The sequence below is a fragment of the Anabaena sp. CCY 9402-a genome (assembly GCF_963920945.1).
In the GTDB taxonomy this organism is placed as follows: domain Bacteria; phylum Cyanobacteriota; class Cyanobacteriia; order Cyanobacteriales; family Nostocaceae; genus Trichormus; species Trichormus minutissimus.
Map to the genome: position 1 here is coordinate 1 of NZ_CAWUDL010000030.1, position 14,656 is coordinate 14,656.

11 protein-coding genes are annotated in these 14,656 nt (G+C 41.0%); 6 read left to right on the forward strand and 5 right to left on the reverse strand.

Translation table 11 applies throughout. The features are described 5' to 3' along the window. Positions 1 to 45: 45 nt before the first annotated feature. Both hppD and ACM0OR_RS12935 read right to left on the reverse strand, forming a co-directional pair. Positions 46 to 1,080, reverse strand: a complete 1,035-nt coding sequence (hppD, locus tag ACM0OR_RS12930; RefSeq protein ID WP_414576554.1) for a 4-hydroxyphenylpyruvate dioxygenase — start codon at positions 1,078 to 1,080, stop codon at positions 46 to 48. 131 nt (positions 1,081 to 1,211) lie between these two features. Further along, positions 1,212 to 2,489, reverse strand: a complete 1,278-nt coding sequence (locus tag ACM0OR_RS12935; RefSeq protein WP_414576556.1) for a transposase-like zinc-binding domain-containing protein — start codon at positions 2,487 to 2,489, stop codon at positions 1,212 to 1,214. Positions 2,490 to 2,595: 106 nt separating this feature from the next. Between ACM0OR_RS12935 and ACM0OR_RS12940 the strand changes: the two genes are divergently transcribed. The 3 genes from ACM0OR_RS12940 (at position 2,596) to ACM0OR_RS12950 (ending at position 5,480) form a co-directional block, all read left to right on the forward strand. Further along, positions 2,596 to 3,195 carry a cytochrome b/b6 domain-containing protein gene (locus ACM0OR_RS12940; RefSeq protein ID WP_414576558.1) on the forward strand — a complete coding sequence of 200 codons (600 nt, stop codon included), beginning with the start codon at positions 2,596 to 2,598 and terminating at the stop codon, positions 3,193 to 3,195. Between the two features lie 35 nt (positions 3,196 to 3,230). Beyond that, on the forward strand, positions 3,231 to 3,953 hold the full coding sequence (locus ACM0OR_RS12945; RefSeq protein ID WP_414576560.1) for a molybdopterin-dependent oxidoreductase: 723 nt from the start codon (positions 3,231 to 3,233) through the stop codon (positions 3,951 to 3,953). A gap of 93 nt (positions 3,954 to 4,046) precedes the next feature. Then, positions 4,047 to 5,480: a bifunctional orotidine-5'-phosphate decarboxylase/orotate phosphoribosyltransferase gene (locus ACM0OR_RS12950; protein WP_414576628.1), complete on the forward strand. Its 1,434-nt coding sequence runs from the start codon at positions 4,047 to 4,049 to the stop codon at positions 5,478 to 5,480. Positions 5,481 to 5,757: 277 nt separating this feature from the next. Here the strand turns inward: ACM0OR_RS12950 and ACM0OR_RS12955 are convergent, their stop codons facing one another. Both ACM0OR_RS12955 and ACM0OR_RS12960 read right to left on the reverse strand, forming a co-directional pair. Next, entirely contained in the window at positions 5,758 to 6,093 is a 336-nt protein-coding gene (locus ACM0OR_RS12955; RefSeq protein ID WP_190706280.1) for a hypothetical protein, read from the reverse strand. Between the two features lie 384 nt (positions 6,094 to 6,477). Beyond that, positions 6,478 to 6,879, reverse strand: coding sequence for a fasciclin domain-containing protein (locus ACM0OR_RS12960; protein WP_190706390.1), 402 nt, complete (start codon positions 6,877 to 6,879; stop codon positions 6,478 to 6,480). A 352-nt stretch (positions 6,880 to 7,231) separates the two neighbouring features. On the opposite strand from ACM0OR_RS12960, the gene ACM0OR_RS12965 reads away from it, so the two are divergent. The 3 genes from ACM0OR_RS12965 (at position 7,232) to ACM0OR_RS12975 (ending at position 11,840) form a co-directional block, all read left to right on the forward strand. After that, positions 7,232 to 8,191, forward strand: coding sequence for a putative 2-dehydropantoate 2-reductase (locus ACM0OR_RS12965; RefSeq protein WP_414576562.1), 960 nt, complete (start codon positions 7,232 to 7,234; stop codon positions 8,189 to 8,191). A gap of 100 nt (positions 8,192 to 8,291) precedes the next feature. Further along, positions 8,292 to 11,327 carry a valine--tRNA ligase gene (locus tag ACM0OR_RS12970; RefSeq protein WP_414576564.1) on the forward strand — a complete coding sequence of 1,012 codons (3,036 nt, stop codon included), beginning with the start codon at positions 8,292 to 8,294 and terminating at the stop codon, positions 11,325 to 11,327. A 69-nt stretch (positions 11,328 to 11,396) separates the two neighbouring features. Continuing rightward, on the forward strand, positions 11,397 to 11,840 hold the full coding sequence (locus ACM0OR_RS12975) for a hypothetical protein (protein ID WP_323266049.1): 444 nt from the start codon (positions 11,397 to 11,399) through the stop codon (positions 11,838 to 11,840). A gap of 177 nt (positions 11,841 to 12,017) precedes the next feature. Here ACM0OR_RS12975 and leuS read toward each other — a convergent pair whose 3' ends face one another. Beyond that, positions 12,018 to 14,639: a leucine--tRNA ligase gene (gene leuS, locus ACM0OR_RS12980; protein WP_414576630.1), complete on the reverse strand. Its 2,622-nt coding sequence runs from the start codon at positions 14,637 to 14,639 to the stop codon at positions 12,018 to 12,020. Between the last annotated feature and the right edge of the window lie 17 nt (positions 14,640 to 14,656).

A 14,656-nucleotide genomic window follows, 5' to 3' on the forward strand; every position in this document is an offset into this window, starting at 1 on the left:
CACTCAGCACTCAGCACTCAGCACTCAGCACTCAGCACTCAGCACTCAGCACTCTAAAGTCCCGCGTTTGATTTGTTCGCTTTCAATAGCTTCAAACAAGGCGCGAAAATTACCTTCTCCGAAGCCTTGTGCTTGGCGACGACGTTCGATAAATTCAAAGAAAAAGGTTGGTTGCCCGAAGATAGGCTGAGTGAAAATTTGTAACAATACTCCTTGATCGGAATCTTGCTGCCAATCTACCAAAATTTCCTGTTGAGCGATCGCGGCTAATTCTACAGATGATAGGGGAAGTCCGGGGCGGCTTTGGAGTTGGGAGTAGTAGGTTTGGGGTACGGAGAGTAAAGATAACCCACGCTGACGAAATTGGGCGATCGCATTGACGAGATTGGTTGTTTGCAAGGCGATGTGTTGAATGCCTGCGCCGCGATTGCAATCTAAAAACTCTTGAATTTGGGAATTTGGGGAAGCTGGTTCATTTACTGGTAACTGCACGTTACCTTGACGGGAAACCATGACTTGACTATACAAGGCAGAGCGATCGGTTTGAATTTTAAAAGTCTGGCGGGGTTGAAAATCTAGAATTTTGTCATACCAACTAACTACCCGCTCTAAGTCACCTGCTGCCACATTCAAGACTATATGATCTATAGCGGTAACAATGTTGTTTGATGGGCTTTGATGGAGTTCTGGGGGGCGTTCAATTAAGGTATGAGTCAAACTACCCCAAGCGGCTATTTTGCTGCATTTGTGGAAAAAATCACCTACTGGGCGTTCCTCGATAGATTGTAAGACTTTCGCACCGTGATTTTGAGCATGAGCGATCGCCGCTTCCACATCTTCAACTGCAAACGCAATATCTACTACACCAGGGGGGTGTTGACGCAAAAAATCAGCTACTGGACTGGTGGGTAATACAGGTGAAGACAGCAAAAACTTGACCACACCACTTTTCACTGCCTCTGTGCAAGTGTGGAATGAATGGATACCACTAGCTACTGATGTGAAACCCAGATAGTTTACAAACCAATCTCGCCAGACTTTGGCATCTTCTACATAGAAGTGAACATGATCAATTTTCATATATTCTCAAAATCTAGCACCACAGCTGATCTAATTGTAAATTTTGTCGTTATTGCTAGATTTTTGAGTCTTGCCTGGGCAATAATTATGCAGACGCAGTAAATTAGATTACATTGACATACATAATCAAGCTATAAATTGCTACATCCCAAGGGCTGATCTTTAGACTTAGTGACTTCGTATTCTTTACCGTTGGCTTTCAAGGTAAATAGGGCTGATGACTGCAAAAACTTGATAAAGCTAGAACCAAGTTTTAATTTCTTGATAATTGAATTAGGCGATTGACCACATATTTTTTGTAATTCTGTGCCTAATTTTGATACAGATAATTTACTTTTAGGAGACTTAATATAGATATTATGAATAATTTCTAAAAGCAATTGCTCTAAGTCTGTTTGGGAATTAACCTCTTGGCAAACAGGGGATGTTGTAAGAGAATGAGGCGTTTGTGTAAGCGGATCTATTTTTTCTGCTTTTTCTGACTTATCATTATGCAACTCTAGATGACATCGCTCTTGAAATAGGTTAGCGATCGCCACGAGATTATTGAGTTTAGTTTCAATAGATTCTTGCTCAGACTTAATTAAATTTTCTATTTTATGTACTACATCTTCCAAAGAAGGAATTTCCATTGTCAAGGGGAGAGAATAGAAAATCGATTGCCTATTATTGCAGTTTTCTATATGCAGGATTTGGGCTTGTCTACGTACCCAATACACTGTTAAACCCTGGTTTAGCAGTTCATTACAAAGATGCTTTAAAATGGCATCTCCAGAGCAGACTAATATTTCTTTAACAGTAGGATAATAACGTAAAATATTAGCACCAACTGTCATCATTTTCGCATCAGCACTGTCTTTGCCATCAGGTACATGAACGAGTTGATAACCTCGCGCATATAAATCTATATCTTGTTTGCCAATACTAGGATTTTTCCAATTTGCAAAACCTATTTTGACTTTGAGCGGATATTTACATATGCTGGCTAAAAATGTTTCGATATCAATATTTATTTTTAAGTTTTCTACATCCAATAGTATTAAAGAAATTCCTGTTTCTGCAAAATCAGTTCTATTTTCTATTGGTTGTTGAATTTTCTTAATAAACTGATAGACTAGGGGAGATTCTAACCACCCATTTGATAGGATATTTTGTAATAGTTCTTCTAATAGGCTTAAACTAAAAGATGCCGTAGATGGTGCAGTCGTGTTTTCCGTTATAGACTGATTTTCTAAAACGACTGATACTTCACTATGCCCAATAATATCCGTCATCAACTCATTTTCTTCGGGATGGGGTAATACAGACTCTAGGAATTGTTTACCGCAATTCTTGCACAGGTAATTCTGCCTACCCTTCCGATGACCATTTTTACGGTATGAAGTTGATGCACAATGAGGACATTTCATTTTCTTCTTCAGCCTGTCTTGTGCTGATGATTACCTCTAAGTATGTGATTTGAAAAGTTTGCTTCACATTTTTTAATATAATTATTTAACTAAAACATTGAAATCAATGACTGCAACTATTCCCCCAAAGATGAGAAAACTACCTACCCAAGCAATAGGGGCTAGGGTTTTCCACTCTATCAGCATCATTAGCCTATTTCTCATGGTGACTAGTGGACTGCAAATTTACAATGCTAACCCTGTGTTTGGTGGACGTGCCGGTTTACACATACCTCCTATATTTACGTTAGGAGGTTGGTTAGCAGGTGGTAGACACTGGCATTTTGCAGCTATGTGGCTATTCTCCCTAAATCTTCTGTGGTACGGAATTTATGTTTTAACTACTCGACGCTGGCGACATCGATTTGTTGGTGTTAACGATATCAAAGCATTACAAAAAACTCAGAATCCTAAACGTCTAGTTTATGCTTGGCATCGGATTGTCTATACATCTATTATTCCGATTTTGCTACTGGCATTATTGACTGGGATAGGTATGTATAAACCTGCTCAATTTCCTGTTATTGTTGATATGTTTGGGAGTTGGGAAGCTTTACGAATAGTTCATTTTACCTCAGTCCCAATGTCCATAATATTTGCTATTATTCACTCATTTTTAGGACGTAAAGCGGGAGGGGAAGAACTCACAGCCTCAATGTTTTGGTAGAACAAATAGTAATTGCTAATTTTGCATGATTAAATATGGATTTAATTCGTCTACGCCATCTCCAATTAAGCCGCCGTAAATATTTAACTATTTCCGGTATTTCTAGTATGAGTTTTTTGCTAGGTGGTTGTGGTACACCAATATTTGAAGATTTGGTGGGTACACTTTCTGAACCACTGAATCAAAAAATAGAAAAGCTAATATTTAGCCCCCAGAAGGCAGTCCCAGAATTTTCAATTAGCGAAATTCAACCAGAGGAATTAATAGTTAATACCTTTCGGTATACGCCAATTATTGATATAGAAAAATATCGTTTAATTATTGATGGTGAAGTTGATCATCCTTTAAGCCTGAGTATGGCAGAGATTCAAAATTTGCCCTTAACTTCCATGATTATACGCCATATTTGTGTAGAAGGTTGGGCTGCGATCGTGCAATGGGGTGGCATCCGTTTAAGAGAAATTATTGCCCTTGCCCAACCTAAAAGTAATGTCCGATATGCGTATTTTAAATCGGCTGACGGCTACTACGAAAGTTGGGATATTGCTTCAGCTTTACATCCTCAAACACTGTTAGCTTATCAAAAAAATGGTGAACCTTTACCAGTTGATAATGGTGCGCCTTTACGCCTTGCTTCGCCAATTAAACTTGGTTATAAACAGAGTAAGTGGGTAACTCAAATTACTCTCACGAGCCATCTAACACCTTTCCAAGGCTACTGGGAGGATCAGGGTTATGAATGGTTTGCGGGTATTTAGAAGAGTTCGGAGTGTAGGGGACGCAAGGGAAGGAGACAAGGAATAAATATCCCGTGCCCAATGCCCATTAACTAATGATTATTGACTAAACAAATGATTTTTTCTGATAAATTACAAACAATTATATCGCAAAATCAAAGTTTACTGTTTGTTGGTCTTGACCCAAATATAGAGATGATGCCTGATATTTATAAATCTCAAGCTATCATCTCTGGTTTGTGGGAATGGATGCAATTTATTATCACTGAAACTGCTGATTTTGTCTGTGCTTATAAGCCAACATTAGGTTTTTATGAAGCCTTGGGTATTCCAGGTTTAGAACTACTGCATAAAACTTTAGCAGCTATTCCAAATCATATTCCAATTATTTTAGATGCGAAACATAGTGATTTAAATACCAGCACTATCTTTGCTAAGACAGTATTTACAGAATGGCAAGTAGATGCAATTACACTTACTCCCTATACAGGACAAGATCATGTAGCTCCATTTTTGGTTTATCCTGATAAAGCAGTCTTTGTTTTATGCTGTACTTCTAACCCAGGTGCAGAAGCTTTACAGCAATATCCTACGAAAGAATCACCGCTTTATTTACAAGTAGTAAAAGAATCAAAAAATTGGGGAACTCCAGAACAATTGGGTTTAGAAGTAGGAACTACTAATTCTGAAGTGTTATCTCAAATTAGGGCAGTTGCACCAGAACGGATAATCATGGCGCGTAGTGTTTGGGGTGAGGGAGGTAATTTAAACCGAATCTTAGAAGCAGGTTTAGATAGTAACGGGAATCGTTTATTAATTCCTGTGCCTCAAGATATGTTGGCAAAACAAAATTTATCTGAAGAAGCGAAGTCTTTACGCGCAGAAATTAATCAGATAAAAACTCAAGTAATTCAAAATGCTTCTACCTGTTCTGTGTGGCTTCCAGATGTTGTTTTTCCAAAGCAACACCCTTACCATGATTTGATTTTACAGCTTCATGATATTGGTTGCATTATGTTTGGTGAATTTGTCCAAGCATCAGGGGCAATATTTCCTTATTATATTGATTTACGCAAAATTATTTCTAACCCCCAGGTTTTTAATCAAGTTCTTAGTGGCTATGAAAAAATTTTAAAAAATTTAACTTTTGACAGATTAGCGGGTATTCCTTATGGTTCTTTACCCACTGCTACTGGCTTATCTTTACGTCTGCATTGTCCAATGATTTTCCCTCGAAAAGAGGTAAAAGTACATGGAACTCGCAGACTAATTGAAGGTAATTTTTATCCAGGGGAAACAGTGGCGGTTGTTGATGATATTCTCATTAGTGGTAAAAGTGTGATGGAAGGGGCAGAAAAGTTAAAGTCATCTGGGCTAAATGTGCAGGATATTGTGGTATTTATTGACCATGAACAAGGTGTACAAAAGAGATTAGTAGAAAATGGTTATCGTGGCCATGCAGTTTTAACTATTTCGGAAATAACAGATGTTCTTCATCAATCTGGAAGGATTAATGATGAGCAGTTTTTGGCTTTGAGAGAGGGTTAATTCTTAAGGAACAAGGCTTGAGGGAAAAATTTTTAGTCTCAGCCCATGTCCTAATAGCTTGAATATCATAGGCTGAGACTAAAGCTAACTATGACTTCTGGGATTTACAGTACATCCAAACATTTATGATGAGAAAAGAATATCAAACCAAATCCGACTCGACCTTCCAGAACGGCTATACTCAACATTGGTTGCCTTTGGTCATGGAGCAATCGTCGTCAATTGCTATTCTTTGCCACCCTACTAAGATTTGAGTGTGGGGCTTACCGCATTTAGTTCAAATGTTTTGGGAAATAGTGAAGCGGTGAAGGTGGCGTTTCTGTAAAACGATAGCTGCAACGTTGGTAAGTAAGCAGGTAATTGCTAAACCTAACAAAATATAGGTGGGAGACATCACCACACCAATCATGAACCAAGTATATACGTGTAGTATCATTAAGACTGCGAAAACACTTGCAATGCTAGCAGCTTGCCAAATTTGAAGGGTTGGACGACTAATGACAGCTAAAATTATGGTTGACAATGTAGCTAGTAAATTAGCAGGGACAAGAAAGGCACAAATCCCCACGCAGTTAGCACGAGAGAACTCAGCTAAGTTATGAAAATAAAGCATTAATCTGTTGGGATAATGTTGGCATCTAAAACTCAATATATTTTTAGATATATCAACTTAACTTAGCATATATCTAAAGTAAATACTTCTGTGTGTATTTAACATAAATTACAATTCATCAGTCTATAAGTATGCTTTTAATAAACTATTCTAATGATTTAGCGATAAATCAGGTGGGTAATACCCACCCAAATAATCATTAATGGGTCTTAGGCAAAAAACACCTATAAAATAGCCTCAAACGTATATATCAAGAGACTTGGACATCGCTTTGATTGATTTGTTCGTATATCTGGGTTTCAGGCGTTTTAGTGTATTTGGTGTATTTCCCTTACCCCGCAAAGGTTTTAAGCTTATTTAACCCTCAAAAATGTTTAAGTCCCGTTAACCCATCAAAATCACAGTATCGATAACGTGAATAATACCGTTATCAGCTTCAATATCTGCGGCTAAAACCGTGGCGTTTTTGACCTCAAAACCTTCAGAACAATCAATCTTGATAGGTGAACCCTCAACAGATGTGACTGTACCAAGTTTCGCTAAGTCAGCCTGTTTCAGCTTGCCAGGCACGACATGATAGGTGAGTATTCTGGTTAACTGGGGAATATTCTGTACCAAAGTTTGGATAGTTCCTGGCGGTAATTTAGCAAAAGCATCATCATTGGGTGCAAAAACAGTAAAAGGGCCAGGACTTTTTAATGTTTCTACTAAACCAGCAGCTTTGACAGCAGTCACCAGAGTTTTAAAGGCATCAGCACTAATTGCAATATCAACAATATCAGCCATTTTTTTACCTAATGATTGGGGATTGAGAAAATAGATTTTCATTGTGTCTCCTGCCAAAAATTTTAAATTATTGTGAAACAGGTTTAATTTTTGTGAATAAATTATTTCAAACTAGCTTCCTTCTCTCAGAGAGACTGCGCCCTAAGCGTAGCTATACCGCAGGCTTTACGGAACACTGCGTGAACGCGTAGCGTATCCGTAGGATTCACCCCGCATGGGTACACTACAAACCATTAATCATTTACGCCGTTCTACTTGAAAAACTTTTGACTTTTGACTTTTGCGTAGCGGTAGTAGTTGGTTTTTAGACACTGGTCTATGATAATCATCAGAAAATTTTGGGCAAAAAAGTATGAGTGAACAGCATTGCAAATATGGCATCTTGGGAACTGGTGCATTAGGCGGATTTTACGGTGCTAAATTGCAAAAAGCTGGTTTAGATGTTCACTTTTTACTCAAGAGTGACTACGAACACGTTACAAACCACGGTTTAATCGTCGAATCAAAAGACGGTGACTTTACCCTCCCCCAAGTGAACGCCTACAACGATGTCACCAAGATGCCAAAATGCGATGTGGTAGCAGTGTCACTAAAAACGACTCAAAATCATTTGCTACCGCAATTGTTACCACCCGTCGTTAAAGATGGTGGAGTGGTGTTGTTATTACAGAATGGACTAGGTGTAGAAGAAGAAATAGCCCAAATTCTCCACAAAGTTCATGTAATTGGTGGTTTGTGCTTCCTGTGTTCTAATAAAGTGGGGTCAGGGCATATCCGGCATTTAGACTATGGACACATTACTTTAGGGGAATATATCCCCGAATATTCTGCGGCTGGAATTACAGAAAAAATGCAGCAAATAGCCAAAGATTTCCAAAGCGCAGGAGTTGGGATTGAATTAGCAGAAGATTTATTACTGGCACGTTGGAAAAAACTGGTGTGGAATATTCCTTACAATGGACTGTCTGTAATTCTCAACGCCAGCACCAACGAATTAATGACAGATACCCACACCAGCACATTAGTAAAACAAATCATGTATGAAGTGAAAGCTGGGGCGAACAGCATGGGGCGGATAATTCCTGATAGCTTCATTCAAACCATGCTAGATTACACCATCAAGATGACCCCTTACTGTCCTAGCATGAAAATCGACTATGATGAACGCCGCCAATTAGAGGTAGAAGCAATTTTAGGCAACCCTTTAAGAAAAGCTCAATCCACCGGGGTAAACCTACCACAAATTAGCTGTCTATACCACCAGTTAAAATTCCTAGATGAGAGAAATCAAAAGTTAAGAGTGAATAGTTAAGTTCTTAATTTTGAATTTTGAATTGATTTGTTCCCAATGCCCCATACCCCAACCCTGTGGCAAAATTTATAAGAGTCCATCCAAACGCAGTTTTCCCAGAATGACCGCAACTATACCGAATCTTCCCAGTCTCTACGATCCTTTTTCCACTGAAGCAAAGTGGCAAAAATTCTGGGAAGACAACCAAATTTACAAAGCTGACCCCAATCATGCTGGTGAACCTTATTGTGTCGTAATTCCGCCACCAAACGTCACCGGTAGTCTGCACATGGGTCACGCCTTTGAGAGTGCGTTGATTGATACTCTAGTGCGTTATCACCGGATGCAGGGACGAAATACCCTGTGGCTACCAGGAACTGACCACGCCAGTATTGCTGTCCACACCATTCTAGAAAAACAACTCAAAGCCGAGGGTAAAACCCGCTATGAGTTGGGACGCGACAAATTTTTAGAACGTGCTTGGCAATGGAAAGCGGAATCAGGGGGAACAATTGTTAATCAGCTGCGACGCTTGGGTGTGTCGGTAGACTGGTCACGGGAGAGGTTTACGCTGGATGAGGGCTTATCTAAAGCTGTGGTGGAAGCTTTTGTGAGTCTCTATGATGAAGGTTTAATTTATCGTGGTGAATATTTAGTTAACTGGTGTCCGGCTTCCCAGTCGGCTGTCTCTGATGTTGAGGTGGAATCTAGAGAGATTGAGGGTAATCTTTGGTATTTCCGCTATCCCTTGACAGATGCTTCTGGTTATATAGAGGTGGCGACGACTCGCCCAGAAACTATGCTGGGTGATACGGGTGTAGCTGTCAATCCCAATGATGACCGTTATAAACACCTGATTGGTAAAACTTTAACTCTGCCAATTATGCAACGGGAAATTCCCATCATTGGCGATGAATTAGTTGACCCCACTTTCGGGACAGGCTGCGTGAAGGTAACACCCGCCCATGACCCCAATGACTTTGAAATGGGTAAGCGTCACAATCTGCCGTTTATTAATATCCTTAATAAAAACGGTACACTGAACGCCAACGCCGGGGAGTTTCAAGGACAAGACCGCTTTGTAGCGAGAAAGAATGTAGTTGCACGCCTCGAAGCCGATGGTGTGCTGGTAAAGATAGAAGATTATAAGCATACCGTTCCTTATAGCGATCGCGGTAAAGTTCCCGTTGAACCATTATTATCTACTCAGTGGTTTGTCAAAATTCGCCCAATGGCGGATAAATCATTAGACTTCCTTGACCAGCAAAACACCCCCGAATTTGTCCCTCAACGCTGGACAAAGGTTTACCGCGATTGGTTAGTAAGTCTCAGGGATTGGTGTATCTCGCGTCAATTATGGTGGGGTCATCAAATCCCCGCTTGGTATGCTATCAGTGAGACAGGCGGACAAATCACCGATAGCACACCGTTTGTAGTTGCTAAATCCCAAGATGAAGCATGGGAGAAAGCCAAATCACAATTTGGGGAAAATGTCCAGATAGAACAAGACCCAGATGTCTTAGATACCTGGTTTTCTTCTGGGTTATGGCCGTTTTCTACATTAGGCTGGCCAGAACAAACTCCAGATTTAGCCACCTACTACCCCACCACTACCCTAGTTACAGGCTTTGACATCATCTTCTTCTGGGTAGCTAGAATGACGATGATGGCTGGTCACTTTACTGGAAAAATGCCCTTCCAGACCGTTTACATTCACGGCTTGGTCAGGGATGAAAACAATAAAAAGATGTCCAAGTCATCTAACAATGGGATTGACCCACTGTTGCTGATTGATAAATACGGTACTGATGCCCTACGTTACACCTTAGTTAAAGAAGTAGCGGGTGCTGGTCAAGATATTCGTTTAGAATACGATCGCAAAAAAGATGAATCATCATCAGTAGAAGCTTCCCGCAACTTTGCCAACAAGTTGTGGAACGCCGCCCGCTTTGTGATGATGAATCTAGATGGACAAACCCCAGCACAATTAGGTCAACCACTTGCCACGGAATTAAGCGATCGCTGGATTCTTTCCCGCTATCATCAAGTTATCCAGCAAACCACTAACTCCATCGATAACTACGGTTTAGGAGAAGCAGCCAAGGGACTATACGAATTTATTTGGGGTGATTTTTGCGACTGGTATATTGAACTAGTAAAATCTAGACTGCAAAAAGACGCAGACCCAGCATCGCGGCGAGTAGCCCAACAAATTCTCGCCTACGTACTAGAAGGGATTTTAAAGCTACTGCATCCCTTTATGCCCCACATCACCGAAGAAATTTGGCAGACTCTCACCCAACAACCAGCCGATTCTCAACAAACGTTAACGTCGAGCGGAGTCGAGACGTTAGCTTTACAGCCATATCCGAAACCTGATACCAACCTCATTAACCCAACCTTAGAAACACAGTTTGAACTGCTAATTGGTACTATCCGCACCATCCGCAATTTACGCGCCGAAGCGGAAGTCAAACCAGGGGTAAAAGTCACAGCAAATTTACAGTCGGAAAATCCACAAGAACGCCAAATCCTCACGGCGGGACAATCTTACATTAAAGATTTAGCCAAGGTGGAGACTTTGACCATTGCTGATGAACCAAAACCCCAAACAGTCGTACAGCCAAAACCCAAAAGTAGTTGGCGGACAATTGTTTGGATTATCGTCGGTTTCATCTTTTTCAGAATCGCCATAGCTGTTGGCGATACCCTAGATGATATTCCTGTCATTGGCATTTTCTTTGAACTCGTTGGTTTGGGTTACGCAACTTGGTTTGTTCTCAGCACTTTATTGTCAGCCAAAGCCAGACAAAAATTCTGGGCGCAGTTATTCCCACCCGCCACAGAAAAAACTCCAGCATCCGAGGAATTACAACCACCAACACAAGAACCAGAAAAAGCTATTGCAGGTGTAGTTGGTACAGTACAGGTAGTCATACCTCTAGATGGTGTGGTGGATTTAGCAGCCATGCGTGCCAAGCTAGAGAAAAGCCTGAGCAAAATTGAAGCCGAAGCGCAATCTCTCAAAGGTAGGTTAAGCAATGCCAACTTTGTGGATAAAGCTAGGCCAGATGTAGTGCAGAGTGCAAGAGAAGCTTTAGCCGAAGCGGAAAAACAAGCAGAGATTTTACGCGATCGCCTGAGTGGTTTAGCATAGCTGTAAAGGGTAATGGGAGTCTTCCCATTACCCTAATTTTGAATTTTGAATGGGAATAAAGCCACAGCCATGCTATATCTAGCCCAAGTCCATAAAAATGAATTTTTAAACCAGTACCAATTACGCTTGTTAGCACGTCAAGAAGCTGATTCCCTTTGGACAATGATTCCAGAAGAAGCTTTCATTTTACTGGGCAAAAGTAACACAATCAGCGAAAAATTGCTGGTGTTAGTAGAACTTTCCGCCACAGGTCATATCGAACATATGGAAGATGCTTGTGACTGGGTATTATATTTAGTGCAAGCTTATCTAACAACTGGTGTCACCCCAGAATTTTTACAACAAGAAGCAGAAAGAGCCGAACAGTGGAGACAATCGCTAACTTTACAAAACCAAGATTTAGCACGTCGCACACTAGAATTAGAAGCGCGTCGTGAGCAAATTCAAGCTCTAGAAGAAAGCCTTAAACGTGAAAGAAATGGTATTCAAAAAGATATTAGTAGCGACTCTTAAATACTATTGATTCTTGATAAAATATCAAAAATTTAACTTGAATAAATAACTATATTTTTATTAGCTATTTGCAGAAAGAATACAACAAATAAACCCTTTTTAGAGACGCGACTCATCGCGTCTCCATAAATAAATTTACTCAGCACTCTTCATTACACGAATAACTCGTGTGAGCAACTAAACAACCACAAAATTGACCAACTTCCCAGGTACAACAATCACCTTTTTAATTGCCTTGCCTTCCAAATAACGCTGAACCGCTTCTGATTCACGGGCATATTTTTCCAACTCAGACTTATCTGCTTGGGCTGGAACTTGCAAATCAGCGCGTTTCTTACCATTAACCTGAATCACCAACGTGATTTCATCAGCCACCAAAGCAGCCGAGTCAAAAGCAGGCCAAGTCTGATTATGAACTGATTTACTATTACCCAATAAATGCCACAATTCATCAGCAATGTGTGGAGCAAAAGGAGCTAATAAAATCACCAAAGTTTGCACACCTTCAGCATAAATTGGTGAATTGCGACAGTCGGCATCAGAGAGGGTATTACTTAACTTCATCATCTCGGAAACGGCTGTATTGAATTGATACTCATCTTCTAAATCTTCCGTTACAGCTTGGATAGCCGTATGAATTGCCCGCCGTAATTCCTTTTCTGGCTTACTCAAATCAGCAAGTTGAGCCTGTTTACGACAGACCCCAGCCGCAGCATAATCTGTCACCAACCGCCAAACCCGATTTAAAAACCGGAATTGTCCTTCAACATCCGCCTCATCCCATTCCAGGTCTTTTTCTGGTGGTGCTTTGAATAAGATGAACATCCGCGCTGTGTCTACACCATACTTAGAAATTACATCTTCTGGCGCAACACCATTACCCTTAGACTTGGACATAGTAGCGTAAAGACGCTCCAATGGTTCACCCGTTTGAGGGTCACGGGGGTCATTGGGGTGAACTAAATTGGAAGGAATCCATTTATCTTTACCTCCCTTGTTGGGATTCAGGTAAGTTAAACCCTGCACCATCCCTTGAGTTAATAGGCGTTCAAATGGTTCATCAAAGTTCAACAAACCTCTATCTCTCAATACCTTAGTAAAGAACCGGGAATATAACAAATGTAAAATAGCGTGTTCGATACCACCTACGTATTGCTCTACGGGCATCCAGTCATTAGTTTTAGTAGGGTCAAACACCTGATTTTCATTTTTAGCATCAGGAAACCGCAAGAAATACCACGAGGAATCAATAAAGGTATCCATCGTGTCGGTTTCTCGTTTAGCAGGAGTACCACAAGTAGGACAAGGCACATTTACCCAACTTTCCAACTGCGCCAACGGTGAACCACCACGGCCGGTAAATTCCACTTCTTCGGGCAACTGTACAGGCAAATCTGCATCTGGTACTGGTACTATCCCACAGTTGGGACAGTGAATAACTGGAATGGGTGCGCCCCAATAGCGTTGGCGCGAAATCAACCAATCCCGTAAGCGATATTGAATACGTTCTTTACCAAAACCTTGTTCTTGGGCATATTTAGTAATTGCTGATTTGGCTTCTGCGGAAGTCATGCCAGTAAACAACCCAGAATTGATTAAAATTCCTGGCTCAGTGTATGCCTCGTTATATTCAATCTGAACTAGTTGGGTAACTTCTTCTGTTTCTGATGTTGGGCTTAAATCAAAACCTGCCACATCTTCTAGGGCAGCGATAACAAAATCAATGGGTAAATCATATCTTTGGGCAAATTTAAAATCCCGTGCATCATGGGCAGGTACACCCATAACCGCCCCAGTACCATACTCATACAGTACATAGTCGGCAATCCAAATAGGTACTTCTTCCCCTGTGAACGGGTTAATGACTTTGCCACCAGTAGGAACACCGCGCTTGGGTTTGTCTTCGGCGGTACGTTCCAACTCACTTTGATTTGTCACCTCTTGAATAAAGGCTTCTACTACCGCTTTTTGGTCTTTAGCGGTGACTTGCTGAGTCAGGGGATGTTCTGGTGCTAAGACTACGTAGCTGACACCGAACACAGTATCAGGACGAGTGGTATACACGGCGATTTTTCCATCGCTGCCGACAATAGGAAATTCTAAATACGCTCCTGTAGATTTCCCTATCCAGTTCGCCTGCATCAACTTGACCCGTTCCGGCCAGCCTGTCAATTTATCCAGGTCGTTTAATAATTCTTCGGCGTAGTCGGTAATTTTGAAAAACCACTGTCTGAGTAATTTGCGCTCAACTTTAGCACCACTCCGCCAAGAACGTCCTTCATTATCAACTTGTTCGTTTGCTAATACAGTTTGGTCAATAGGATCCCAGTTAACGGCTGCTTCTCGTTGATAAGCCAAACCAGCTTCTAAAAACTGCAAAAAAATCCATTGTGTCCACTTGTAATAGTCTGGTGAACAGGTGGCAAGTTCACAATCCCAATCAATTGACAAGCCAAGACGCTGCAATTGTTGCCGCATTTGGTCAATATTTTGATAAGTCCACCGGGAAGGGGGTACGCCACGGTCAATGGCAGCGTTTTCTGCGGGTAAGCCAAAGGCATCCCATCCCATTGGATGCAGTACCCGATACCCTTGCATTCGTTTGAGGCGGGCAATCACATCGGTAATTGTATAGTTACGGACGTGACCCATGTGCAGGCTGCCCGATGGATAGGGGAACATGGATAGAGCGTAGAATTTGGGCTTATTCCTATCTGTAGGGGTCTTATCTAAGCCAAGTTCTAACCATGTTTTTTGCCATTTTTCCTCAATCGCTTCTGGGTTGTATCGGGAATCCACCAAAAATTCTCCTACTG